At 71.7% G+C, this 24331-nt stretch carries 25 protein-coding genes; 3 read left to right on the plus strand and 22 right to left on the minus strand.

The genetic code is table 11. The features are described 5' to 3' along the window. Positions 1-72: 72 nt before the first annotated feature. Positions 73-1296 (minus strand): NAD(P)/FAD-dependent oxidoreductase, encoded by a 1224-nt coding sequence (locus J2Y69_RS07645; RefSeq protein WP_310019207.1) that lies wholly within the window; start codon positions 1294-1296, stop codon positions 73-75. A 147-nt stretch (positions 1297-1443) separates the two neighbouring features. On the opposite strand from J2Y69_RS07645, the gene J2Y69_RS07650 reads away from it, so the two are divergent. Beyond that, on the plus strand, positions 1444-1938 hold the full coding sequence (locus J2Y69_RS07650; RefSeq protein ID WP_310019209.1) for an Lrp/AsnC family transcriptional regulator: 495 nt from the start codon (positions 1444-1446) through the stop codon (positions 1936-1938). A 13-nt stretch (positions 1939-1951) separates the two neighbouring features. Here J2Y69_RS07650 and J2Y69_RS07655 read toward each other — a convergent pair whose 3' ends face one another. From J2Y69_RS07655 to J2Y69_RS07680, 6 genes are all read right to left on the minus strand, one after another. Continuing rightward, on the minus strand, positions 1952-2728 hold the full coding sequence (locus J2Y69_RS07655; protein WP_310019211.1) for a DeoR/GlpR family DNA-binding transcription regulator: 777 nt from the start codon (positions 2726-2728) through the stop codon (positions 1952-1954). Next, a complete protein-coding gene (locus J2Y69_RS07660) occupies positions 2725-3648 on the minus strand; it encodes a class II fructose-bisphosphate aldolase (protein WP_310019213.1) in 924 nt (307 codons plus the stop codon). Before J2Y69_RS07660 ends, J2Y69_RS07655 begins: the two co-directional genes overlap by 4 nt. Then, complete coding sequence (locus J2Y69_RS07665; RefSeq protein WP_310019216.1) at positions 3645-4637, minus strand: 1-phosphofructokinase family hexose kinase; 993 nt, start codon at positions 4635-4637, stop codon at positions 3645-3647. The genes J2Y69_RS07660 and J2Y69_RS07665 overlap by 4 nt, the downstream gene beginning before the upstream one ends. Continuing rightward, a complete protein-coding gene (locus tag J2Y69_RS07670; protein ID WP_310019218.1) occupies positions 4634-5647 on the minus strand; it encodes an ROK family protein in 1014 nt (337 codons plus the stop codon). Before J2Y69_RS07670 ends, J2Y69_RS07665 begins: the two co-directional genes overlap by 4 nt. Before the next feature lie 64 nt (positions 5648-5711). Further along, on the minus strand, positions 5712-6620 hold the full coding sequence (locus tag J2Y69_RS07675; protein ID WP_310019219.1) for an SIS domain-containing protein: 909 nt from the start codon (positions 6618-6620) through the stop codon (positions 5712-5714). 140 nt (positions 6621-6760) lie between these two features. Then, the gene (locus J2Y69_RS07680; RefSeq protein ID WP_310019221.1) at positions 6761-7060 is read right to left on the minus strand and encodes a chorismate mutase; all 300 of its coding nucleotides are present in this window, start codon (positions 7058-7060) and stop codon (positions 6761-6763) included. 70 nt (positions 7061-7130) lie between these two features. Here J2Y69_RS07680 and J2Y69_RS07685 point away from each other — a divergent pair, with 70 nt between their 5' ends. After that, positions 7131-8360 (plus strand): AI-2E family transporter, encoded by a 1230-nt coding sequence (locus J2Y69_RS07685; RefSeq protein ID WP_310019223.1) that lies wholly within the window; start codon positions 7131-7133, stop codon positions 8358-8360. Positions 8361-8470: 110 nt separating this feature from the next. Here J2Y69_RS07685 and J2Y69_RS07690 read toward each other — a convergent pair whose 3' ends face one another. The 8 genes from J2Y69_RS07690 to J2Y69_RS07725 form a co-directional block, all read right to left on the minus strand. Continuing rightward, a complete protein-coding gene (locus J2Y69_RS07690; protein WP_310019225.1) occupies positions 8471-9391 on the minus strand; it encodes an ABC transporter substrate-binding protein in 921 nt (306 codons plus the stop codon). An 80-nt stretch (positions 9392-9471) separates the two neighbouring features. Continuing rightward, a complete protein-coding gene (locus J2Y69_RS07695) occupies positions 9472-10197 on the minus strand; it encodes an ABC transporter permease (RefSeq protein WP_310019227.1) in 726 nt (241 codons plus the stop codon). Continuing rightward, positions 10194-10877 (minus strand): ABC transporter permease, encoded by a 684-nt coding sequence (locus J2Y69_RS07700; RefSeq protein WP_310019229.1) that lies wholly within the window; start codon positions 10875-10877, stop codon positions 10194-10196. The genes J2Y69_RS07695 and J2Y69_RS07700 overlap by 4 nt, the downstream gene beginning before the upstream one ends. Beyond that, positions 10877-11749 carry an ABC transporter ATP-binding protein gene (locus J2Y69_RS07705; protein WP_310019231.1) on the minus strand — a complete coding sequence of 291 codons (873 nt, stop codon included), beginning with the start codon at positions 11747-11749 and terminating at the stop codon, positions 10877-10879. Before J2Y69_RS07705 ends, J2Y69_RS07700 begins: the two co-directional genes overlap by 1 nt. 16 nt (positions 11750-11765) lie before the next feature. Next, complete coding sequence (locus tag J2Y69_RS07710) at positions 11766-12068, minus strand: DUF427 domain-containing protein (protein WP_310019232.1); 303 nt, start codon at positions 12066-12068, stop codon at positions 11766-11768. A 67-nt stretch (positions 12069-12135) separates the two neighbouring features. Beyond that, a complete protein-coding gene (locus J2Y69_RS07715) occupies positions 12136-13575 on the minus strand; it encodes a dihydrolipoyl dehydrogenase family protein (RefSeq protein WP_310019234.1) in 1440 nt (479 codons plus the stop codon). A 577-nt stretch (positions 13576-14152) separates the two neighbouring features. Then, positions 14153-15274, minus strand: coding sequence for a lactonase family protein (locus J2Y69_RS07720; protein ID WP_310019236.1), 1122 nt, complete (start codon positions 15272-15274; stop codon positions 14153-14155). A 1-nt stretch (position 15275) separates the two neighbouring features. Continuing rightward, a complete protein-coding gene (locus tag J2Y69_RS07725; protein ID WP_310019238.1) occupies positions 15276-16562 on the minus strand; it encodes an adenylosuccinate synthase in 1287 nt (428 codons plus the stop codon). Positions 16563-16848: 286 nt separating this feature from the next. Between J2Y69_RS07725 and J2Y69_RS07730 the strand changes: the two genes are divergently transcribed. After that, positions 16849-17583 (plus strand): Pr6Pr family membrane protein, encoded by a 735-nt coding sequence (locus tag J2Y69_RS07730; RefSeq protein ID WP_310019240.1) that lies wholly within the window; start codon positions 16849-16851, stop codon positions 17581-17583. Between the two features lie 53 nt (positions 17584-17636). On the opposite strand, the gene J2Y69_RS07735 is transcribed toward J2Y69_RS07730, so the two are convergent. The 7 genes from J2Y69_RS07735 to mpaM all read right to left on the minus strand — a co-directional run bounded on the left by J2Y69_RS07735 (position 17637) and on the right by mpaM (position 24296). Beyond that, positions 17637-18308: a response regulator transcription factor gene (locus J2Y69_RS07735; protein WP_310019242.1), complete on the minus strand. Its 672-nt coding sequence runs from the start codon at positions 18306-18308 to the stop codon at positions 17637-17639. Positions 18309-18556: 248 nt separating this feature from the next. Beyond that, the gene (locus J2Y69_RS07740; protein WP_310019245.1) at positions 18557-19288 is read right to left on the minus strand and encodes a hypothetical protein; all 732 of its coding nucleotides are present in this window, start codon (positions 19286-19288) and stop codon (positions 18557-18559) included. After that, positions 19285-20040, minus strand: coding sequence for a hypothetical protein (locus J2Y69_RS07745; RefSeq protein ID WP_310019247.1), 756 nt, complete (start codon positions 20038-20040; stop codon positions 19285-19287). The genes J2Y69_RS07740 and J2Y69_RS07745 overlap by 4 nt, the downstream gene beginning before the upstream one ends. Then, positions 20037-20768 carry an ABC transporter ATP-binding protein gene (locus J2Y69_RS07750; RefSeq protein ID WP_310019250.1) on the minus strand — a complete coding sequence of 244 codons (732 nt, stop codon included), beginning with the start codon at positions 20766-20768 and terminating at the stop codon, positions 20037-20039. Before J2Y69_RS07750 ends, J2Y69_RS07745 begins: the two co-directional genes overlap by 4 nt. Further along, positions 20765-21616 carry a hypothetical protein gene (locus tag J2Y69_RS07755; protein WP_310019252.1) on the minus strand — a complete coding sequence of 284 codons (852 nt, stop codon included), beginning with the start codon at positions 21614-21616 and terminating at the stop codon, positions 20765-20767. The genes J2Y69_RS07750 and J2Y69_RS07755 overlap by 4 nt, the downstream gene beginning before the upstream one ends. Further along, the gene (locus tag J2Y69_RS07760) at positions 21613-23415 is read right to left on the minus strand and encodes a hypothetical protein (protein ID WP_310019255.1); all 1803 of its coding nucleotides are present in this window, start codon (positions 23413-23415) and stop codon (positions 21613-21615) included. The genes J2Y69_RS07755 and J2Y69_RS07760 overlap by 4 nt, the downstream gene beginning before the upstream one ends. Next, on the minus strand, positions 23412-24296 hold the full coding sequence (mpaM, locus tag J2Y69_RS07765) for a daptide-type RiPP biosynthesis methyltransferase (RefSeq protein WP_310019258.1): 885 nt from the start codon (positions 24294-24296) through the stop codon (positions 23412-23414). The genes J2Y69_RS07760 and mpaM overlap by 4 nt, the downstream gene beginning before the upstream one ends. Positions 24297-24331 lie beyond the last annotated feature (35 nt).

Genomic DNA, 24331 nt, shown 5'->3' on the forward strand with positions numbered 1-24331 from the left:
TGCGGGTTGACACGCCGCTCAACCCGCAGAACCTGCCACGGCGGGGCATCAAGCACACCCCCAACCCCGGCCTCAGCGCAGCGGGTCAAAGGGGGCGATCACCGGATCGATCCGGCCGGTGACGATCTGCTCGGCGAGGAGCTTGCCGGTCGCGGGGCCCAGCACGATCCCCCACATGCCGTGCCCGCCGCCGACGTACACGTTCGGCGCCTTCGTCGCGCCGACGAGGGGCAGGCCGTCGGGCGTCACCGGGCGGGAGCCCACCCACTCGTCGTGACGGCGATCCAGGTCGACGCCGGTCAGCAGGGTCCGCGCCTGGGCGATGATCGCCTGGATCCGACGCGGCTGGAAGGGCTCGTCGGGATCGCGGAACTCCATGGTCCCCGCGATCCGGAAACGCCCCTCGTAGGGCGTGCAGGCGATCCGCTGGTACGGCAGGTAGACCGGGTGCTCCGCCGGCTCGTCGGTGTCCACGGTGAACGAGTAGCCGCGGCCGGCCTGGACCCGCGTGCGCACGCCGAGGCGCCTGGCCAGCCGCGGCATCCAAGCGCCGGTCGCGATCACGGCCGAGTCCGCCTCCATCCGCTCCCCGTTCGAGAGCTCGACCACCGGACGCCGGGTGGATGAGACGTCCACCACCTCCAGGCCGGTGATCAGCTGCGCGCCGCGCGCGATCACGGCGGCGGCGAGCGCCTCGACGTACGGCGCCGGCTCGATGAAGCGCTGCCCGTCCAGCCGATAGGCCAACGACACCGCCTCGGACAGCTGCGGCGCGAGCGACCTCGGATCGTCCAGACGCTCGAACGGGACGTCCTGCCCATGCCGGATCACGCCGGCGACCTCGTGCAGGAAGCCCTTCGCGTGCGACTCGTGCTCGAAGCCGATGACGAACGGCCCCTCACGGGTCCAGGAGTCCACGCCGCCCGCGTTCAGCTCGTCGAAGCACTCCAACGCGATCCGGTCGATCGGCGTCAGCGCCGCCATGGTGCGGTCCCAGGCCCGGTCCGTTCCGTGCGCGGCGAACTGGGCGAGGAAGGACCACAGCCCAGGGTCCACCCGGAACGGCACATGCAGGGCCGCATCGGGGTCGAGCAGCGCCTTCGGCCCATAGGTCCACAGGCTCGGATCCGCGAGCGGGATCGTCTTGCCGGGGGTGAGCCAGCCGGCGTTCCCCCAGGACGATCCCGCCGCGATCCCGGCGCGGTCGATCACCGTCACCTCGACACCGCGCTCCTGCAGGTGCCAGGCGGTGGCGAGGCCCACCATTCCCGCACCGATGACGATCGATCGCACCATCGCGTCCTCCCGAATCTCCCGGGGCAGAGCATCGCCCCTGCCTGTGATCATGCAGATCTCGACGCTCTTTGCGAAGTCTGAGCGAAGAATCTGCGTAATCTTGCCGAGACAGAGATGTGATCCCTCCTCAACAGCTCAGGAAACCTCATGACCGCATCGGAATCCTCGCCCCTCTCCGCCGCCCCGTCGAGCGGTCTGGACGCGACGGACCTCGTCCTGCTCGACGAGCTCAGCCGCAACGGGCGGATCTCCAACACCGACCTCGCCGCCCGGGCGGGCATCGCGGAGTCCACCTGCCTCAAACGCGTCCGCGCGCTCCAGGCCCGCGGTGTGATCGTCGGCTTCCACGCCGAGATCGCCGCGGCGGCGATGGGCCTGCACTTGGAGGCGCTCATCTCGATCCGTCTGCACGCCCACGCGCGCGGCGACCTGCGCCGCTTCCAGGTCTATCTGGAGAGCCAGCCCGCGACGCAGCGGGTGTACTTCCTCGCCGGGGACCGGGACTTCCTCCTCCACGTCGCAGTCCACGACTCCGCCGCCCTCCGCGAGCTCGTCTCGGACACCCTGAGCCTGCGCCCCGAGGTCGCCTCCACCAGCACCAGCCTCATCTTCGAGCACGCCGCCGGACGCCGGAGCAGATAGGGCGCCCACAACGTCATTCGGCGATGACGACCTCGTAGCCGGCATCCTGGAACGCCTCGCGGTCGCTCTGGGCGATGCCGGCGTCCGTGAGCAGCACCGGGAAGAGCTCCGGCCCGCCGACCGCGGCGAACGCCGCCACACCGACCTTCGCGGAGTCGGCGACGACAACGGCACGGCGGGCGCGCTGCGCCATCATCCGGTTCACCGCGGCCTCCCGCTCGTCGTGCGTGCTCGCGCCGGACGCGGCGTCCATGCCGGTCACGCCGATGAAGGCGATGTCGAGACGGATGCCGCGCAGCAGCTGCTCAACGAACGGTCCCACCAGCTCGTAGCTGCGCGCATGGATCACGCCGCCGGTCACGACGACCTTGATATCGGGGCGGGTCGCGAGCTGGGCGGCGATGTTCACGGCGTTCGTCACGACCGTCAGCCCGTGCTCGGCGAGGTCCTCCCTGGCCGCGAGCGCCGCGGCGATCGCGGTGGTCGTGGTGCCGCCCGAGAGCCCCACCACCGCACCCGGCGCGACCAGGGCGGATGCGGCCTTCGCGATCCGCTCCTTCTCGTCCGTGCGGTGATGGCTCTTGTAGCGGATGGGCAGCTCGTAGGCGACCGACTGCGCGACCGCCCCGCCGTGGGTGCGGGTGAGGAGCCGGCGCTCGGCCAGGCTGTCGAGGTCGCGCCGGACCGTGGCCGGGGACGCGGCGAACCGGTCGACGAGATCCTCGACGGTCACCTCGCCCTGGGCGGCGAGGAGGTCGAGGGTAGCGCTCAGCCGCGCCGCGCGCTTCATCGCCCTACGCCACCGTCCACGCGCGGTGCCCCGCCTGCCTCGCCCGTCGCGGGTGCCGATGCATCCTCGAGCGCGAACAGGCGGAGGAGCCGGGCGGCCTCCGCGGTCACGGCCTCGCGCGCCGGGGTGAGGTACCTCCGCGAGTCGACGAGACGCTCGTCGGAGGCCAGCCGCTCCCGGATCGCCCGCGTGAAGAAGCCGTTGAGGTGGGTGGACACGTTGATCTTGGTCATGCCTGCGCGCACCGCAGCGACGATCACGTCGTCGGGGACGCCCGAGGAGCCGTGCAGGACGAGAGGGACATCGCCCCCCGCCGCCGCGCCGCGGAGCGCCGCACGCAGCCGGGCGATGAGGTCGAGGTCGAGCGAGGCGGTGCGATCGGTCATCGCGTGCGAGGACCCGACGGCCACGGCGAGGGCGTCCACCCCGGTCTCGGCGACGAACGACCGCGCCGCATCCGGGTCCGTGCGGACGCCCGGGGCGTGGGCGCCGTCCTTGCCGCCGACCTCGCCCAGCTCTCCCTCCACGTACACGCCCGCGGCATGGGCGCGGCCGGCGACCGCCGCGGTGAGCGCGATGTTGTCGAGGTCGTCGAGCCGCCCGCCGTCGAACATCACGGATCCGAAGCCGAGGGCGATCGCCTCGTCCACGAGTTCGGGGCGCTCAGCGTGGTCGAGATGGACGGCGACCGGCGTCGCGGCACGTCGGGCGACGGCGAGCGTCGCGAGCGCGATCGGCTCGAGCCCTCCGTGATAGTCCGCGCAGTTCTGCGAGATCTGCAGGATGACGGGAAGCCCCGTGCGCTCGGAGGCGGCGGCGAGCGCCTCCGCCGTCTCGAGGTGGATCACGTTGAAGGCGCCGATGCCGGCGCCCCGCGCGGCTGCCGCGGAGACGAGGTCGCGGGCGGAGACGAGGGTCATCGGAAGTCCTTACGATCGATGAGGAGCGCCGACTCGAGAGCCGGCCAGGAATCGTGGATCTCGCCGGCGAGCGGCATGAGGACGGCGGAGGCGGACCAGGCGGACGCCCGGCGGAGGAGGATCTCCGGATCGCGCTCGCCCTGGGCGAGGAGCACAGCGACGGCGGCGACCGCGGCATCGCCCGCCCCGGTCGGGTTTCCCGCCAGGGGCTCGGCGAGGCGCGCACGGATCAGCCCGTCCTCGCTCACCGCGAGCATCCCGTCGGCGCCGAGCGAGAGCAGGACGAGCCCCGCACCCCGCTGCAGCAGGGAACGGGCGCCGTCGACCGGATCCGCGATGCCGGTCGCCTCGACGAGCTCCGCGGCGTTCGGCTTGAGCACGCTCGCCCGGGCGTCGGCCGCCCGGAGGAGTCCCGATCCCGAGGTGTCGGCGATCACCTCGGCACCCGCGACGCGCCCCTGGGCGATGAGCGCGGGGATCAGATCGTCCGGGGCGCCGGGCGGCACGCTGCCCGACACCACGAGCACCGGCCGACTCTCCTGTCCCGCACCGAAGCCCTCCGACGCGTCTGAGCCCAGCCCCGCACCGGCGCCATGTCCCGCCTCGGCGAGCGCGGTGCCCACCGCGGCATGCAGGGCGTCCCATTCCTCGGGGGTCGGGTTCTCGCCGCGCTCGTTGACGACCGTGGTGTCGCCGAGGCTCTCGTCGACGAGCGCGATGCTGCGCCGCGTGGCTGCGGCCACGGGGACGAGCACGTTCGGCACCCCGCTCTCGACGAGCTCGATCGCGAACTCTCCGCCGGTCGCGCCCCCGACCGTCGTGACCGCGCTGACGGCCGCGCCCGCCGCGTGGGCGACCCGGGCGACGTTCAGTCCCTTGCCGCCGGCGCGGGACCGTCCGGTGTCCGCCCTGTGGGTGCCGCCGTGGACGATCCGGTCGACGTGCCAGGTGAGATCGAGGGCGGGGTTGGGCGTCACGGTGACGATCATGCGATCTCCCTCGCTCGCAGGGCGGCCCCGAGGATCCCGGCGTTCCCGCGCAGCTCGGCCGGCACGAGCGCCGGGATCCGGTGGAAGCTCAGGCGCGCGACGAGACGGGCGTGCAGCTCATCGAACAGCGCACCTCCCGCCCGGGAGAGCCCGCCGCCGATGACGACCGCCTGCGGGGCGATGACGGCCGTGAGCTGCGCGATCGAGAGGGCGAGGGCGTCGAGGGCCTCATCCCACACGCGGCCGGCGACCGGATCGCCCGCCGTCGCCCGCGCGATGACCTCCTTGGCACCGTCCACGCGCCTGCCGGTCGCCGCCTCGTACCTCCGCGCGATCGCCCCGGCGGAGGCGATCGCCTCCAGGCACCCGCGCGCACCGCACGCGCACAGCGGCTCGTCGCCGATCGGGGAATGACCGATCTCCCCGGCGTACCCTCCGGCGGTGTACGGCCGTCCGCCGAGGAGCAGCGCCCCCGCGATCCCGGTGCCGATGATCAGCACCACCGCATCGTCGTAGGACTGCGCACCGCCGAGGACGTGCTCCGCCCAGCTCGCCGTCCGCACGTCGTGGTCGAAGGCGACGGGCAGACCGAACGCCTCCTCGGCGAGAGCGCGGATCGGCGCATCGCGCCAGCCGAGGTTGCTGGAGAAGACGCCGACGCCGGCGACCTCGTCCACGATCCCCGGCACGATCAGGCCGACGGCCTGCGGATCGATGCCGGGATGCTCCTGCCGCAGCTCGGCGGCGAGCTCCTGGAGACGGGCGATGAGCCGGGCCGGCGCATCCTCCCCCGCCGCGGGCGTCGGGGTGCGGCGAAGCCCCCGCGCGCGCCCCTCCGCATCGAACAGGGACGACTTGATGTCGGTCCCGCCCACGTCGAACGCGAGCACCGCGGCCCCCGCGCCGATCCCACGGGCGGCCACGAGACGGTCGCCCGATGCGTCGACGACGACGTCCGGGATCGATGCCCGCTCCGCCGGGTCACGGCGTCCGGCTCTCTCGTTCGTCATCCTCGCCTCCGGGCCTTCGCTTCTTCGGGAGTCGGGTCTTGTCTTCGGGAGTCGGGTCCGGGGGTCAGTCGCCCAGGATGACCGAGCGGGTGAGGTTGCGCGGCTGATCGGGGTCGAGCCCCTTCGCGAGCGCGCGGTCCAGGGCCACGCGGTGGAGCCGCGCGAGATCCGCCATCGGGTCGATCGGGTGCTCCGCGAAACGGGCGCCGGTCGCCTCCACCTGCCGGGCGAGTCCCTCCGGCGCGGCCCCGAACTGCCAGGTGATCCGGCCGGGCGCCGCGATCGCGATCGGCCCGTGCCGGTACTCCATCGACGGGTACGACTCGGTCCAGGACTGCGAGGACTCGCGGAGCTTCAGCGCCGCCTCATGGGCGAGGCCGGTGGTCCAGCCGCGGCCGAGGAAGGTGTACTGCTCCGCCTCGGCGAGCGTCGGGTCGACGTCGGCGAGCGCGGAACGGGCGTCGGCGATCGCGGAGGAGAGGTCCTCGCCGAGGGAGGCGCGGAAGAGGGCCAGGGCGGTCGTGGCGAAACGGGTCTGCACGACGGAGCGCTCATCCGCGAACGGCAGCAGGATCGCGTCGTCGACGAGGTCGACGAGGGGGGACCCGGCGTCGCCGACGACGCCGACCACGCGCGGCGCGGACCCGCCGGCCTTGAGGGCGGAGACGAGCTCGAGCACCTCCGTGGTCGTGCCCGACCGGGTGAGCGCGACGACGGCGTCATAGCCGCGATCGACGAAGGCCTCGGACGCCGCGAACGCGTCGGTCTGGCCGTATCCGCCCGTCTCGCGCAAGGCCGCATACGACTGCGCCATGAACCACGACGTCCCGCAGCCGATGACGGCCACGCGTGCGCCGTGCGCCGGGAGGAGCGCCTGCTCGGCCGTCATCGCGGCGGCCCGCTCCCAGGTGGCGGGCTGGGACTCCAGCTCCTCGCGCATGTGTGCGCCGGGGGTCGCTGTCTGCTCGGTCATCGCGGCTCTCCTGAGTCACGCACATCTGCGTGATTGTGATCGGACTAGGCGAAAACGATCATATCTCACCATATGCATGCGCGCACCAACGATCTCCGGACGCGCACGGCGCCCGGAGACGATCACAGGACTCCGCGCCCTCAGCGCCCCTCGGCTGCCTCGGTGTGGTGTCGGATGACCTCGGCCACGACGAAGTTGAACCACTTCTCGGCGAACTCCGGGTCCAGGTGCGCCTCCTCGGCGAGGGCGCGCAGCCGGGCGACCTGCTGCTCCTCCCGCGAGGGGTCCGACGCCGGCATCTCGTGCTCCGCCTTCAGCCGCCCCACCTGCTGGGTGCAGCGGAAGCGCTCGGCGAGCATGAAGACCAGGGCCGCGTCGATGTTGTCGATGCTTGCACGCAGGCGCAGCAGCTCGTCCCTCGGATCCTCCGCAGCGGTCATGGTCGCTCCTCCCGTTTCGGCACTCCGACGATAGCGTGCCTCCCGGTGCATGCTCGCCTAGGGTGATCCCATGAGCCACGACGAGAACGCGACCGAGCCCGCGGCGAAGGACGCCACCGCGACCGCCGCCACGGAGACGGTCATCGATGACGCGACCGAGGCGGCATCCGCCTCGACGCCCGGCGCCGCGGACTCACCGCCGGAATCGCCGGCCAGGCCGTACGTGGAGGCCACGCAGCCGCGCGCCTCGTTCTGGACCCGCGTCGACAAGCCCTTCGTCTTCGGCTTCCTCGCCACCCTCGGCGGCCTCGCCGCGATCCTCCTCGGCCTCACCCTCTCGAACCTCTCGACGGTCCTCATCTACATCGCGTTCGCGCTGTTCGCGGCCCTCGGGCTGGACCCGGCGGTGCGCTTCCTCGAACGTCGGGGCCTCTCCCGCGGGTGGAGCGTGCTCATCGTCATCCTCTCGCTGCTCGCGCTCCTCGCGATCGTGCTCATCCTCGTCGTGCCGATCGTGATCAGCCAGGTCACGATCTTCGCCCAGTCGATCCAGCCGATGATCCGGGACTTCATGTCCAGCGACGTCTACCACTGGCTGGAGGGGCAGTTCGGCTCGCAGTTCGAGGACCTGTTCGGCGAGGTGCAGAAGTTCCTCACGGACCCGAACAACATCGCCATGATCGGGGGCGGAGCGCTCCAGGTCGGCGCCTCGATCGCGTCCGGCATCTCCGGGACCATCATCGTGCTCGTGCTCACCCTCTACTTCATCGCGACACTGCCCGCGATGAAGGAGTCGCTGCTCCGCCTCGCCCCCGCCCGCGACCGTGCGCGCGCGAGCGACATCACCGACCAGATCACCAGCTCGGTCGGCGGCTACGTGCAGGGCATGGTGATCCTGGCGTTCATCAACGCGATGCTGGCCCTCCTGCTGTACACGATCCTCGGCCTGCCGTTCCCGCCGCTGATGGCGACCGTGGCGTTCGCCGTCACCCTCATCCCGCTCGTCGGGCCGGTGCTCTTCTGGGTGATCGGATCCGGCATCGCCCTCTTCTCGGACCCCATCCCCGCCCTGATCTTCGCCATCGTCTATCTCGTGTACATGCAGATCGAGGCATACGTCCTCACGCCTCGCGTGATGAGCAAGGCGGTCTCGGTGCCCGGCGCCCTCGTGGTGATCGGCGCCCTCGCCGGCGGCACCCTGCTCGGGCTGCTCGGCGCGCTGGTGGCCGTCCCCGTGGCCGCCTCGGTCCTCATCATCGTCAAGCAGGTCTGGATCCCCCGCCAGGACGCACGCCGCTGACGCGCAGTCCCTCGGCAGATCGCGGCGGAGACGATTCGATCGCGGTAGACACGACGCGGCCGCCCGGACCTCGATGGTCCGTGCGGCCGCGTTCTTCGTGAGGATGCGGGTCAGCCGAGGCCCTGCGCGCTCAGCCAGCCCTTCGCGATGTCGGCCGCCGACTTCTTGTCGACGGTGCTCTGCACGTTGAGCTTGCCGAGCTCCTCGGTCGTGAGCTTGGCGCTGACGGCGTTGATCGCCGTGGCGACCTTCCCCTCGACGCCCGCGCTCACGATCGGCACGACGTTGGAGGACAGGATCATGTTCTCCGGGTCCTTGAGGGCGACGATCTGCTCGGTCTGGAACGCGGGGTCAGCCGAGTAGATGTCCGCGACCTGGACGGTGCCGGCCAGCAGCGCCTCGAGGGTCGTCGGCCCCGTGGCCGAGAATCCGAGGTCGACGCCGTAGGCCTTCTTCGCCGCCGCCGGGCCGTAGGGCCGCTGCTCGAACTCGGGCGCCGCGCCGATCGTGACGGGGCTCTGGACCTTGGAGAGGTCCCCGATCGATGTCAGGCTGTGCTCCTGGGCGAAGGCCTTGGTCACCGTGTAGGTGTCCTGATCGGACGCCTCGGCGTAGTCGAGCGCGACCAGGCCGGCCGGCAGCGCCTTCTTCAGCGCCGCATAGACGTCCTCCGGGCTGGTGGCCGTCGCCTTGTCGTCGAGGTACTCCAGCAGGTTGCCGGTGTACTCCGGGAAGAGGGTGATCTCACCGGATTCGATCTCGGGCATGTAGGCGTCGCGCTGTCCGATGTTGAACTGACGGTCGACCTTCAGACCGTCCTTCTCGAGGGCTTGCGCGTAGATCTCCGCGATGATCTCGTTCGAGTAGTAGGCCTGCGATCCGATGACGATCGTGCTGTCTCCGGAGCCGGCGGACGACGTGGCCTTGGGCTCGTCGAGGGGGTTGGCGGAGCCGCAGGCGCTGAGGGTGACGGCGACCGCGACGGCGGCGCCGGCGGCGAGCACGGTGCGGGTGAGTCGAGCGGTGAACATGGTGTTCCTCTCTGTGGCGGACGGTGATGCGGGGACGATGACGGATGGTGGGGATGGCGGGATGGGACGGGGTCTCGGGATCAGGCGGCGGCCGCGCGCGCCTTCCGTGAGGAGCGGGACGGGGACGAGCCGCCGCCGGCCGCACGGATCCCCGCGGGGACCGCGGCGCGCTGGGCGATCGCGAGCAGCAGGTCGGCGAGCAGCGCGAGGACGGCGACGAGGATGGCTCCCGCGAGCACCTGGTCGAAACGACGCAGCGGGATGCCCTGGATGATCGGCCAGCCGAGGCCGCCGAGGTTCACATAGGCGGCGATCGTGACGGTCGCGATCACCTGGAGCACCGCTGCGCGCAGACCGCCGATCAGGAGCGGCAGGCCCAGCGGGAGCTCGACCTTCCGGAACACCTGCCACGACGTCATGCCCATCGCCCGCGCCGCGTCGATCACCCGGCGGTCGATGGCCTCGATCCCCGTGTAGGCGCCCGCCAGGAGCGAGGGGATGGCGAGGAGCACGAAGGTGATCAGCGCCGCCTCGGGGGTGCGCAGGACGCCGAGGAGCAGGACGAGGAGCACGAGCAGGCCGAAGGACGGGATCGCGCGCGCGGCACCGGACACGGCGACCGCGATCTCCCGGCCGCGCCCCGTGTGCCCGATGATCCAGCCGAGGGGGACCGCGATGAGCGCTGCGACGGCCACCGACGCGACCGTGTACAGCAGGTGCTGTCCGAGGAGCAGGGGCAGGGCGTACTGCCCCTGCATCCGCTCCGGAGCGAACAGCCAGCGGATCGCCTCAACGAAGAGGTTCATGCCGTGGCCTCCACGGGCTTGGCCCGCCTCTGACGTGCGGGGGCGGCGGAGGCCCGCTGCCAGGGCATGAGCATCCGTCCGGCCAGCATGAGGAGGAGGTCGATGAGGAGCGCGAGCACCACGACGGCCACGACCCCGGCGAGCACCTCCTCGATGATCCGGCGCTGGAGCCCGTTGGTGAACAGGTAGCCGAGGTTGGTGACGCCGATGAGGATCCCGACGGTCGCGAGCGAGATCGTGCTCACGGCGGCGACCCGCAGCCCGGCGAGGATCACCGGGCCCGCGAGCGGCAGCTCGACGGTCCAGAACCGGCGCGTGGATCCGTACCCCATGGCCGTCGCCGCCTGGCGGATGTCGGGGTCGACGGCGTCCAGCCCGTCGGAGACCGCGCGCACGAGGATCGCGACGGCGTAGATGGTGAGCGCGACGACGAGGTTCGACTCGCTGATCGCCGAATAGCCGAGCGTGGCGGGCAGGAGGATCAGCAGCGCCAGCGAGGGGATCGTGTAGAGGAGCCCGGTGAGCACGATGATGGGTCCGCGCACCAGGCGGTACCGCCACGCGACCCGGCCGAGCGGCACGGCGATCGCGAACCCGAGCACCAGGGCGATGAGGCTCTGGCGCACGTGCACGACGGCCAGCTCGAGGATGAGCCCGATGTTCTCCGCGATCCAGCGCATCAGCCGTCGTTCTCGCTCCGTGCACGACCGCCGTCGACGAGCGCGGGGCCGTCCTGCTCCGCGCTCGCGAGGGTTCCCTGCGGCCGCCCGTCGGCGTCGACCACCACGGTCCCGTGCGCGGTGTGCTTGAGGTGCAGCGAGCGCTTGCCGCGGTCGGCGCCGATGAACGCCGAGACGAAGTCGTCGGCCGGAGCGGCGATGATCTCCTCCGGAGACCCGGCCTGCACGATGCGCGCGCCGACGTCGAGGATCACGATCTGATCGCCCAGAAGGAACGCCTCGTCGATGTCGTGCGTGACGAAGACCACGGTCTTGCCGAGCTCGCGCTGCAGACGCAGCATCTCCTGCTGCAGCTCCGTGCGCACGATGGGGTCGACGGCGCCGAACGGCTCGTCCATCAGCAGGATGTTGGGGTCGGTCGCGAGCCCTCGGGCGACGCCAACGCGCTGCTGCTGCCCGCCGGAGAGCTGGCTGGGGTAGCGGTCGGCGAGCGAGCGGTCGAGGCCCACCGTGTCGAGCATGCCGCGGGCGCGCTCATGCGCCTCCGCCCGTCCGACGCCGTTCAGGCGCAGCACGGTCGCGACGTTGTCGAGCACGGTGAAGTGCGGCATGAGGCCGGAGTTCTGCATGACGTAGCCGATGCGGCGGCGGAGCGGCACCGGATCGCCCTCCAGCACGTTCTCCCCGTCGATCTCCACCGCACCGGACGAGGGCTCGACCATGCGGTTGATCATGCGCAGCAGGGTCGTCTTGCCACACCCGGACGACCCGACGAGGACGGTCGTGCGCCGCGAGGGGATGACGAGGTCGAAGTCGTTGACGGCATGCGTGCCGTCGGGAAAGGTCTTCGAGACCGATCGGAACTCGATCATGACTGCCCCACGCCCGCTAGGGGCCCACCTCGACGCCCGGGGCGAAGGCGACATAGCCGGAGAAGTCGCGACCGACGCGCTCGATCGCGGTGGGATAGGGCGTCGGGTACGCCCAGGCGGCGTCGGCGTGCTCGCCGTCCTCCGCGACGACCGAGTAGTACTGGCACGCGCCCTTCCACGGGCAGGTGTACGGGGTCGGGCTCTCGACGAGCGCCCCCGGTCGCACCGACGACGGCGGGAAGTAGCTGTTCCCTTCGATGAGGACCACGTCGGCGTCGTCCGCCTCGGCGATCACGGTCCCTGCGAGTACGGCTTTCATGCTCGTCCCTCCTCGAGTCTTTTCGAGCGTAGGCCACACGTCCGACATCGACGCGATATCGCCTTCATCAGGCGTAATTCCGCCCGTAGGCCTCCAGCAGCCGCAGCCACACCTCGCTCATCGTCGGGTAGGAGGGGACCGCATGCCACAGACGCGCGATCGGCACCTCCCCGGCGACGGCGACCGTGGCGGCGTGGATCAGCTCGGCGACGTCGGGACCGGCGAGGGTCACGCCGACGATGACGCCGCGGTCCTCGTCGACCACCATCCGGGCCTTCCCCCGGTAGCCGTCCTCGTGCAGTCCCGCCCCCGCGACCGAGGAGAACTCCACATCGACCGCGCGGACGCGACGTCCGGCCTCGCGGGCCGTCGCCTCGGTGAGGCCGACGGCGGCGACCTCGGGCTCCGAGAACACCACCTGCGGGACCGCGGAGTGATCGGCGGTGGCGGCATGGCGGCCCCACGGCCCGTCGTCGATCGCCTGCCCGGCCGCGCGGGCGGCGATCACGTCGCCCGCCGCACGCGCCTGGTACTTGCCCTGGTGCGTGAGCAGCACGCGCCCGTTGACGTCTCCCACCGCGTACAGCCAGTCGATCCCCGGCACGCGCAGGGTGTCGTCCGTGCGGATCCAGCCGCCCGGCTCCAGGCCGACGACCTCCAGGCCGATGTCGCCGCTGCGAGGATGACGGCCGGTGGCCACGAGCACCTCCGCGGCCTCGACGTCGCCGCCGTCCGTGCGGACGGCGACGCCGTTCGCATCACGCTCGACGCTCAGGGTCGCGGTCTCCAGCCGGACGTCGACGCCGAGCTCGCGCAGTCCGTCGGCGACGAGCTCGCCCGCGAACGGCTCGACGGACCCGAGCAGCGCGCCCCGGGCGATCAGGGTCACATGCGAGCCCAGCGCCGCGTATGCGGTCGCCATCTCCACCGCCACGACGCCCCCGCCGACGATCGCGAGCGACGCCGGCACCTCCTGTGCGCTCGTGGCCTCCCGGCTCGTCCAGGGATCCGCCTCCCGGAGCCCCGGGATCGGCGGGATCGTGGCGTCGGTCCCGGTGCTGATCGCCACGGCGTGGCGGGCCGTGAGCCGTCGCTCCCCGCCGTCCGGCGTCGTCACCGCGACCACGCGTTCGCCGGCGATCCGCCCGTGTCCGCGGACGAGGTCGATCCCCGCCCCCTGGACCCAGGCGACCTGTCCGTCGTCCGACCAGTCGCTCGCGAAACGGTTCCGCCGGGCCAGCACCGCGTGCACGTCGAGGTCGCCGGTCACCGCCTCGGCGCTCCCCGCCACGTTGCGGGCCGCCCGCAGGGCCTGCGCCGAGCGCAGCATCGCCTTCGACGGCATGCAGGCCCAGTAGGAGCATTCGCCGCCGACGAGCTCGCTCTCGACGATCACCGCCGTCAGCCCCGCCTGCACCGCGCGATCCGCGACGTTCTCGCCGACCGGCCCTCCGCCCAGCACGATGAGGTCGTATTCGTCCGTCGTCAAGTCCTTGCCCGTCGCCATGTCCTGCCGCCTTTCCGAAGGGGGCTCCCCCGCGTTCCACCCTGACAGAACAGCGCGCTCCCCGGACCGATTCCCTTCAGCCGGATATCGACGCGTTCTGTTCGATCAGCGCGCACTCATCGGTGGGATGCGGTGCTGTCGGGTCGATGCGGTCCTGTCGGACCTGTGTCCTGTCGGACTGAAGCGGCCCTGTCGGTCCGATGCGCTCTTGTCGGCCTTGTGCACTCCTGTCGACCCGATCTGGTCCTGTCGGCCTTGTGTCCTGTTGGTCCTGTCAGTCCTGTCGGCCCGATCTGTTCCTGTCCTGTGCACTCCTGTCGACCCGATCTGGCCCTGTCAGTCCTGTCGGCCAAATGCATGCCTGTCGGCCTCACCACGCCAGCCAGGCCGACAACGGTGCATCCATCCGACGGAATGTCCCTCGCACCGGGCTCCGCGCACTAAATGCCCCGCCGTGGCAGTTGTTGTGGGTTGACACGCCACTCAACCCACAACTGCTGCCACGGCGGGGCACAAAATGCGGACGGGGCGCGACGGACGAGGCCAGCGCGACGGGGCGATCAGGCGACCGGGACGATCAGCGGACGGGGAGGAAGACCGTCGGGGCCGGCGCGGGGGTGCGGTGGCGGAGACGGCCGGGGGCGCCCGTTCGATCGTCGAGGTCGAGCACGACGATGTCGTCGGATCGCTGACCGGCCACGAGCAGCAGGCCGTCGTGCACCAGATGATGGCGCGGCCAGTCGACGCCGGAATCGGCGAGCGCGAGCGGCTCGACGATCTCGCCGGCCCCGCGGACACGGAGAGCGGCGATCGTGTTGCTGCCGCGGAGCGCGGTGTACAGCGTCGCACCGTCGCGGGAACGGGCGAGCTCGGCGGGGAAGTCGGACCCGATCTGCGCGATCGGAGCCGTCATCGTCGCGGCGACGACCGCCCAGCGCCCGTCGGGGCCTGCGGCGAGCGTGAACACCTCGCAGGAGTACTCCGTCACGACATGGAGATGCCCGCTCGGATGCACGACCATGTGCCGCGGACCCGTCCCCCGCGGCAGCACGACCTCGTGGTCGAGGATCAGCCCGGAAGGCCCCTGTCGCCAGAACCGGACGAGGTCGAAGCCGAGGTCGGTGGTCGCGATCCGTCCATCCGGGAGGAAGGCGGAGGCGTGCGCGTGGGAGACGCGCGGACTGCCGTTGGGGTCGAGGCGATCCGGATCCGAGGCGTAGGGGTCGGACGCCGCGAGCGGATCCGCCGCCGCTCCGGACTCCGGAAGCTCCTCGCCGAGAAGCGCCGCGCGGAGCTCCGCGGCATCGTCCGCCACGGCCTGCAGGAGGGAGCCGTCGGGTCCGAGCCCGAACCGGACGACCCGGCCGTCTCCGTAGCAGCTCGCGATGAGCGAGCCGCCGTCCGGCGCGACCGCGAGGTGGCAGACCGACTCGCCCGCGTCGACGGGGCGGCCGAGGGGCGTGAGCGAGGTCTCGCCGCTCCGTGTGAACGCGGCGACGGCACCCGCGCCCTCCAGCGCCGCATAGACGACGTCGAGCCGAGGGTGCGCCGCCAGCCAGGACGGCGATGCCGCCGGCACCACCGCCCCGCGGTAGGCGAGCGTGGTCGGCTCGCGTCCCTCATCGCCGGCGAGGAGGCCGATCCCGGTGGCCGCGCCGCCCATGTCGGGGCCGTAGCCGCCGACCCAGAATCGGGTCACGTCAGTCGACGAGGTCGTGGCGGACGACGACCTGGTCGCGCTCCGGGCCGACGCCGATCACGGAGATCCGCGTCCCGCTCATCTTCTCCAGCGCCAGCACGTAGTCCTGCGCGTTCTTCGGCAGGTCCTCGAACGTGCGCGCGGTCGAGATGTCCTCGCTCCACCCCGGGAAGAGCTCCAGGATCGGCTTCGCGTGGTGGAAGTCGCTCTGGTTCACCGGCACGTCCTCGAACCGGGTCCCGTCGACGTCGTAGGCGACGCAGACCGGGATCTGCTCGAGGCCCGTGAGGATGTCGAGCTTGGTGAGGACGAGGTCGGTGATCCCGTTGATCCGCGTCGCATAGCGCGTGATCGGGGCGTCGTACCAGCCCACCCGCCGCGGACGGCCCGTGGTGGTGCCGAACTCGAAGCCGCGGGCGCGCACCCACTCGCCCTGCTCGTCGAAGAGCTCGGTCGGGAACGGACCGGAACCGACGCGCGTGGTGTACGCCTTGACGATGCCGACGATCCGGTCGAGGCGCCCTGGGCCAACACCCGATCCGGTCGCCGCACCGCCCGCGGTCGCGGAGGAGGAGGTGACGAACGGGTAGGTGCCGTGGTCGACGTCGAGCATCGTGGCCTGGCCGCCCTCGAAGACGACCACCTCGTCGCGCTTCAACGCCTCGTCGAGGAGCGCACCGGTGTCGGCGACCATCGGACGCAGCCGATCGGCGTAGGACAGGAGGTCTTCAAGGATCTCGTCCACGGTGATCGAGCGGCGGTTGAAGACCTTCACCAGCAGGTGGTTCTTCTGGTCGAGCGCGCCCTCGACCTTCTGCCGCAGGATGTTCTCGTCGAAGAGGTCCTGCACGCGGATCCCGACACGGTTGATCTTGTCGGCGTAGGCCGGGCCGATGCCACGGCCGGTGGTGCCGATCATGCGCTTGCCGAGGAATCGCTCGGTGACCTTGTCGAGCGTGCGGTGGTACTGCGTGATGATGTGCGCGTTGGCGCTCACCTTCAGGCGCGAGATGTCGATGCCGCGCGAGCCGAGCGCCTCGAGCTCGCTGAAGAGCACCTCGAGGTCGATCACGACGCCGTTGCCGATGACCGGGGTGACGCCCGGCGAGAGGATGCCGGAGGGGAGCAGGTGCAGGGCGTACTTCTCGTCGCCCACGACGACGGTGTGCCCGGCGTTGTTCCCGCCGTTGAACTTCACGACCCAGTCGGTCCGCTCTCCGAGCAGATCAGTCGCCTTGCCCTTGCCCTCGTCGCCCCACTGGACGCCGATGATCACGATTCCTGGCATGGGAGAACCCCCTTGGTGTCGACCGCTGTCCGCAGCCGCTGCTTCGCCGGGTTTGCACCGGCCGTGAGCTGGCCCGATCGGGCCGTCCCATCCTATCGGGAGGCCTCGGACGCTCGTCTGCGCCCCTACCGCGCTCTTCCCGCGCCCCTTCCGCGCTCCCCGCGCCTCTTCCGCGAGACTGCATCTGCGTTCCGAGGCTGCGAGAAAATTGCGCGGTCTCGTGACGCAGATGCAGTTTCGCGGGGTTCGGCGGCGGCCGGGCCGGGGTGCGTCCTAGAGTGATCCCGTGACCTCCCCCGTCTCCGCGCAGCGTCGCGCACCCGCATCCCCCGCCTTCGTCGCCGGATGGTCGGCGCTCCGCCTCGCCGGCGCCGCGCTCCTGCTCGTCACCGTCCTCTCCCAGCTGTCGATGACCGTGTCCAACGCGCTGTCCGCGACGACGCCGGCGGCCGGTCACCTGCCGACGGTCATCGTCAACTTCTTCAGCTACTTCACGATCCTGTCCAACGTGTTCGCCGTGATCGGACTGGGCATCGCGGGAGCCTGGTCGCTGGCGCGCGGACGCGACGGGCGCACCGAGCCCCGCGGGCTCTCCGTCCTGCTCGCCTGCGTCGCGACCTTCATGATCGTCACCGGGATCGTCTACAACCTCCTGCTGCGCAACATCGCACAGGTCGGGATCTCCGCCCCGTGGATCAACGAGGTGCTGCACGTGCTCGGCCCGTTGCTCCTCCTCGCGGACGTCTTCTTCGCCCCCTCACGCCGACGCCTGGGCTGGGGCGTTCTCGGCGCGATCGCCGCCTTCCCGATCGCCTGGGTCGTGTACACACTGCTCCGCGCGAACGCCATCACCGCCCCGACCACCGGCAATCCCTGGTGGTACCCCTACCCGTTCCTGGACCCCCACCTCGTCGGCGGCTATCCCGGCGTCGCCGCCTACGTGGTCGGCATCGCCCTCGGCATCCTCGCGGTCGGCGCCGGGGTGATCTGGGTGTCGCGAAGGCGCGGCGCCGACAGCTGACGACCGCCGGTCACCCCCTGCGGCAGGGCCCCTGCGACACGGGCCGGCTGACCTCAGGAACGGATCGTTCCGCGGTCGAGCGCGTGCAGCGCGACCTGGAGCCGATCGCGCACCTGCCACTTGCTCATCACCCTCCCCAGATGCGCTTTGACCGTCGCCTCCGAGAGGTGCATGTTCGCGGCGATCTCCCGGTTCGTCATCCCTCGCATCAGGAGGGCGACGACATCGCGCTCCCGCGGCGCCAGCAGCTCATCCCCGTGCACCCGCACGGGACGGGACCTTCCCGCGGAGCGCGCGACATGCTCGACGATCTGGCGGAGCATCAGGCGCGACACGAACACATGTCCGCCGGCGACCTCCAGGACCGCACGGACCAGTTCCTCCGGCGCGGCGTTGCGGCCGACGATCCCGCACGCACCCGCGTCCAGAAGGGCGGGAATCCGATCGAACGACTCCGTGGGCGTCACGGCGATCACCCGAGCCCGCTGACTCACCCCGGCGAGGTCGGCCAGCGCAATCCGCTCTGCCCTCGTCTCCGAGGCGACGTCGTAGACCACGATCGGCGGCACCCCGGCGCCCTTCGCCGCGACCGCTCCGCTCAGAACGGAGCTCACGGTGATGCGCAGCCGCTGGCTCGCCGACGACAGGATCGTGGACAGCGCGGAGGTGACGAGGGTGTCGCCGCAGACGATGATCACATCGTGGACCGGCTCAGCGTCCGCCACCGCGCACCCCGCTGTTCCTCCGTGACAGCCCGGGCTGTGCCGACTCCGGATCCGGCGCCGGTGCACGGCGCCTCCGTCCGATCCGTCGGCATCTACTCGTGAAAACACCTCTCATAAAAGCCCCCCGGCTGTCACGCTAGCACCGGACCTCTTCCGGATTTTCGGTTTCCTTGTCCCCTTTTCGGAGGACAAGTCCGACATTCGATCATCCGGCCTCTTTTCCGCCGACCGGCGGCGATCAGGCGTCCTCAGGGGAGCCGTGATCGCCAACGGTACGCGAGGAGCGCGGCGAGGATCAGGATCGATCCCCAGGCCCCTGCGACGAGGGCTCCAAAGGCCTGTCCCGGCCCGTCCCCTCCCGCACCGATCGGGCTTCCCGCCGCCAGCAGCGCGCTCCCGAGCGGCAGCAGATCCGCGACCACGGGAGCGATCGACGCGAGGAACAGCGGCGGGGTCAGGGAGGCGAAGACCACCAGCAGCACGGACAGCGGAGCACGGACGAGCGCTCCGATCGCGAACCCCCAGATCCCGGCCCCCACGCCCAGGGCCGCTGCGGGGCCGAGAAGCGCCGGGTCCACGACGTCGGCGCCGGCGACGAGCCGGACGCCCATGCTCGCGAGGGTCCAGGCCGTCGTGCCCACCAGCGCGCCGGCGACGGCCGAGGAGCAGGCACGGGACCAGAACGGCAGCATCCCCGGCAACGCGAGGGCGTCCCGGCCGACGATGCCCTGCGCGAAGGCCGTGGAGGTGCGGATGGCTCCGAGCGCCGCCGCGAGCAGCGCGACCTGCGAGAGGAGCCCGGTCCCGACGTGCGCGCGCAGGCCGAGGAGCACCCCGTCCGGCGCCTCCGACAGGCCCTCCGGCAGACTGCCGAGGAGGGCGATCAGCGGCAGGGCCGCGAGGGCGAGGAATGCCGGGACGTACCGATCGCGGATGAACCGCCGCGCCTCGATTCGGAGAGCGCGGACGGCATGCGTCACGCTGCCGCCCGCCGTCGGAGGTCCATCCATCCGACGAGGACGGCGAGGAGCGCCCACCCCGCGAGGACCGTCCCGGCGATCGGCGGGGACAGGAGGCCGTCGATGCCGACCCCGCCGAGCCCCGCACTCGCACCGATGGGCAGGAACCTCTCCACGTCGCGGGCACGGCTCAGAAGCGGGACCCCGATGATCGGGGGGAGCACGAGAAGGACGAGGACGGCGAGATAGTAGTTGCGGACGACCCAGCCGACTCCGCAGCCCATGACCGCGCCCAGCACCCCCGCGACGAGATAGCCGGCCGCCATCGCCAGCGCGTCGGCGCCGACGAGGAACTCCCCTCCCCTGCTCTGGACGAGGATCGCCGAGATGGCGGTCCAGACCGCCGCGCCGAGGATGGCGAAGAGCCCGCCGAAGATCGCCGCCGCCGCGACCTTCGCCCCGAAGACGAGACGGGCTGGGCCGAGGACGAAGACACGATCCATCGACCGGTAGTAGTCCTCGCGCGTGACGATGTAGCTGCCGAAGAACACGCAGCCGAGGGCTCCCGACACCCCGATCGAGAGGAACGTGCGCGTGGCCGCGAGGCCGTCGCCGAAGTCGACGTCGTCCGTCGCCCCGGTGATGAAGACGACCAGCAGCGGAACGGTGAGCACGAAGGAGAACATGGTGGCGAGGACGGCGCCCGAGCGCGCCTTCAGCAGTTCCGCGCCGAGCAGCCGACGGAAGATCCGGCCGGCATCCGCACGGCTCATCGCGACGCCCCCTCGACCGAGGAGACGAGGTCGAAGTAGCCGTCTTCGAGCGTCTGGTCCCCGGAGCCCGTCAGCGCGTCGAGGGGGCCGAAGTACAGGAGCGCGCGCTTCATGATCGCGACGTCGTCGACGACGTGCTCCAGCTCGCCGAGCTGATGGCTCGAGACGAGGATCGTCCGCCCGGCGTCCGCCTCGGCCCTCAGGAACGAGCGGAGCCACCGGATGCCCTCGGGATCGAGGCCGTTGGCCGGTTCGTCGAGGATGAGCAGGTCCGGATCCCCGATGAGCGCGGAGGCGAGCCCGAGACGCTGCCGCATCCCGGTCGAGTAGTTCTTCACCCGCTTCCGGCCCTCGCCCTCCAGGCCGACGAGGTCGAGGAGCTGATCGACGCGCTCCCTCGCCATCCCCGCCGCGATCGCGAGGATCTCGAGATGTCTCCGCCCTGTGATCCCGGTCTCGAAACCGAGTCCGTCCATGTGCACGCCGACGATGCGCGCGGGGTCGCGGAGCTCCGCGAAGGTCCGGCCGAAGATCGTCGCCGTCCCGGCCGTGGGTCGCAGCAGACCGACGAGCCCCCGCATCGCCGTGCTCTTTCCCGCGCCGTTCGGGCCGAGGAGCCCGACGATGCGGCCCTGCCCGACCGAGAACGTCAGTGAGTCGACGACCGTCCGATCGCCGAACCGTCGTGTGAAGCCGCGGAACTCGACGGCATCTGCTCTCATGGTCATGCCTTCCTGGCCCGCACCGGGCCGTGTCTGCGAACGGACTCGTGGATCGGGTCGATCAGCTCCGGATAGTCACCGGCCATCGCCCTCGCGAGCATACGTGTGGCCTGGTAGGCGATCCCGAGCCGCCCGGAGGGGGCGTCGAGGACCTCGGCGAACCTGCTCCGGATCGTCTCGGCGACCTCGGGGACGAGGAGCGAGTGCAGATAGAGACCCGCGATGTCCGACCCCGCCGGAGCGACGCCCCAGGCCTCCCAGTCGACGAGCGCGAACTCCGGGCCGAAGAGGTTCGCCCAGTGCAGATCGCCGTGACTCGTCGTCCACGGGATCTCGGACAGGTCGTAGCGCTCGCCGAAGAGGACGTGCGTGCGATGGGAGAGGGACTCGGGCGTCGTCACCGCGCGATCGGTCCGATGTCGCGCGAGCGCCTCAAGAGCCTCCTCCAGCGCTGTCCACCAGGCATCCGTGAGCCCCGGGTCCACGCGAAGCTCCGGTGTCGGCGCGCAGGCGCTTCCGGGGAGCAGCTCCATGAGCTCGGATCGCGCCGTCACCGCGCCCTCCGACCACTCGTCCCAGGAGAGGAGCCGTGGGCGGGGCACCGCATCCAGGGCCTCCGCCTCGACGTTCCCGTTCCACCAGTCCCCCCGCGCGAGCTCGGCGCGCGCGACGACGACACGGAGCCATGCGGGCGCCTCAGCGCCGTGGACGACCTGCACGCCCGCGGATCGTCCGTGCCACCCGATCCTCGGCTCTCCCCGGGGACGCGCGCCGAAGCGCTGGCAGGCACGGGCGAGCGCCGCGACGACGGGCGGCGGCGTCCCGTCGCCCGTCGTCCTCGATGCGGCCGTCATCGGCTCTCCTCTCCTTCGAGGATCGCCGCCAGCGGCTCCTCGATCACGCGCCGCACCAGCAGAGCGCCCAGCGGCGTGGACGTCGCAAGCTCCGCCTCCGCCGCCCCCGCACGCGGGAGGTCGGCGAGGTCGGCGTCCGTCGAGAGCGGGACGGCGTGCACCGGGACGGACGAGCGCGCGCCCGCGTTCGCGACCGAAACGGGGGCGATGGCCTCGACCGGCGCAAGGAGCTCCCTCGCGGCCTCCGAGACGACCGTCCCGACGGCGAGCTGAGGCTGGACGAGGACGCCGTTGCTCCGCAAGCGCACCGCGTCCCCCGGGGAGAGCGCGCCGAGGGCCGAGGCTCCGGAAGCGACGATGTAGAGGCGCCCTCCATCCACGACGTACCCGGCGTGGACGGTCGTCCGCATCGGCACCAGCAGGACGGCCCCGCAGATGGCCGCCGCGACCGCGGACGCGAAGGCGACCCGGCCTGCCCGGGCTCTGTGCCGAAGGGCGGAGGCGACGAGCCCTCCGATCCGCCGGAGGAGAGCGATGACGAACACGAGGACGAGGAGGAGGAAGGCCGCCGACGTCCATGCGCCGAGGGCGACGAGCACGGGCTGCATCCGGGACGCTACCCAGCTGAAGAGCGCCAGGGGGAACAGGGTGCACAGGGCGCCGTATCCGGCCAGGATCCAGGAACGCGGCGGGTCGTCCGGCCGCTCGTCGATGCCGAAGGCCAGGCGGACGAGAGCGCGGCGCGCGGCGCCGATGGCCGCAGCACGGAGGTTCGGCGTGTCGGTGATCGCCACCAGCGCCAGATATCCGTCGAGCTTGATGAACGGGATGAGGTTCGCGACGACGGCGGCGAGGCACGCCACCCCGACCACCGCGAGAAGACGGCGGAGGCCCGCATCGGCGACGAACGGGACGAGGGCGAAGGCGACGCTTCCGGCGAAGAGGTGGACGGCCGGTCCCGCCAGCGCCACGGCGGCCCGGCGCGAGCGCTCACGGATCCGCCACCCGTCCGTGACGTCGCAGAAGAACGCCGGAGTGAGATAGAAGAGCATCACGCCCATGCGGGCGGGACGACCACCGAAGGCGGCGAGCGCGACGGCGTGGCCGAGCTCGTGCACGCATCCCAGCAGGAGGATCACGAGCAGGAGCACCGGCACGAGGTCGAGCGGGAACGGGGAGCCGAGCAGCGAGAGGATCAGCACGCGGTCCCGCACGACCGCGATCAGGGCGAGGACCAAGACCCCGGCGAGGATCAGGAGCGATGCGAGCCGGACCCCGCCCGATCGGAACGGGCGGGCGAGGAAGGACGCGACCGGCGTCGGATCGAACAGCGTCCACTGCACGGTGAGCGGAGGCCGGTAGACCAGACGCCGCCCGCCCGCCGGCCTCCGCGCGCCTGCCGGCGGCGGGCTCGTCCTCGGCGGGCGGGACGGACGTGATGGATGGACCGGTCGCCGGGCCGCACGGCTCGGGCGCCGTGAGGGACGGTCCGACGACCGGTCGCCGTGGAGCGGGTCCTTCTGGAGCAGGCCCGCCGCGGCCAGGGAATCCACGGCGGCGAACGCCTGCTCGGCGTCAACGTCGACGCCGGCCGACTCCACGGCCTCGCGCAGAGAGCGGCGGCCGTCGAAGAGCGCCGCCATCCGTGCGAAGTCGGCTCCGACGCGCGCCCGAGGGACGCCTGCGACGGAGATGATCCAGGGGGCGCCGTCGCTCAGCGGCGGGTCCACGCCGACCTGGTCCGCCAGCGCCGGATGCGCCGCGTCCCAGGACCGTGCCGCGACAGCCGACTCGCTCATGCCGTGTACCCCCGGACGAGCAGCCCGCCCTCCGCGCCACCACCGGCGGTCGCAGTGTCGGCGGCCACAGTGCCGGCGGTCGCAGTGCCGGCAGCCACGGTGTCGGCGATCACGGTGTCGGCCAGGGTGAATCCGGCCTCCGCCAGCTCCCTGTCCAGCTCTCCCGCGGTCAGCAGGAAGACCGTGGAGGAGAACTCGCGCGTGACGAGGTCACCGCCCTCGGGCCGGGAGAGGTGCAGGATCGACACGTCCCTCGTCCGCCCGCCCACGCGGACGTGGTCGCTGACGATCGCCACCGAGGGCGTCTCGCCGCGCAGCGGCACGACCCGCGTCGACGTGGATCCCGGCGCCATCGCCTTCCCCGGAACCGAGACGAAGAACCTCCCGCCGGGGGCGAGATGACGGCGCACCGAGGCGTAGAGACGTCGGCGCCCCTCCTCGTCGAGCAGGAGCATGGAGGTCGTGCCGAGGACGATCGCGCCGAAGACGCCGCCCAGGACGAAGTCCCGCATGTCGCCGACGACGCCGGTCAATGGAACGGTCCGTCGCGAGGCCGGCAGCGCCCGGTATCGCTCCTCGAGGGCTCGGATCATCTCCGGAGACAGATCGAGCCCGGTCACGGGACGCCCCAGCGAGAGGAGGGGGAACGCGAGGCGCCCGCCCCCGCAGGCGAGCTCCAGGATGTCGCCGTCCGTGCCGGCGAGGAGGCGCAGGAGCGCCGTCTGCTCGCTGACGTCGAACTCCGCGAGCCGCTCGTAGAGGCGGGAGCCCTCCGTCGAGTAGAGGTCGTCGGACGGCGAACCCGCGGTGAGCAGGGCGGCGAGCACCGCCGGCGGGCTCGCAGGAGCGCGGCCGCGGTGCACCTGGTCGTTTCGGGACACGGTCGTCTCCTTCTGGTCTTCGCTGGCTCTGTGGC

Origin of the sequence: Microbacterium resistens, from assembly GCF_031456305.1 — a bacterium.
Classification (GTDB): domain Bacteria; phylum Actinomycetota; class Actinomycetes; order Actinomycetales; family Microbacteriaceae; genus Microbacterium; species Microbacterium resistens_A.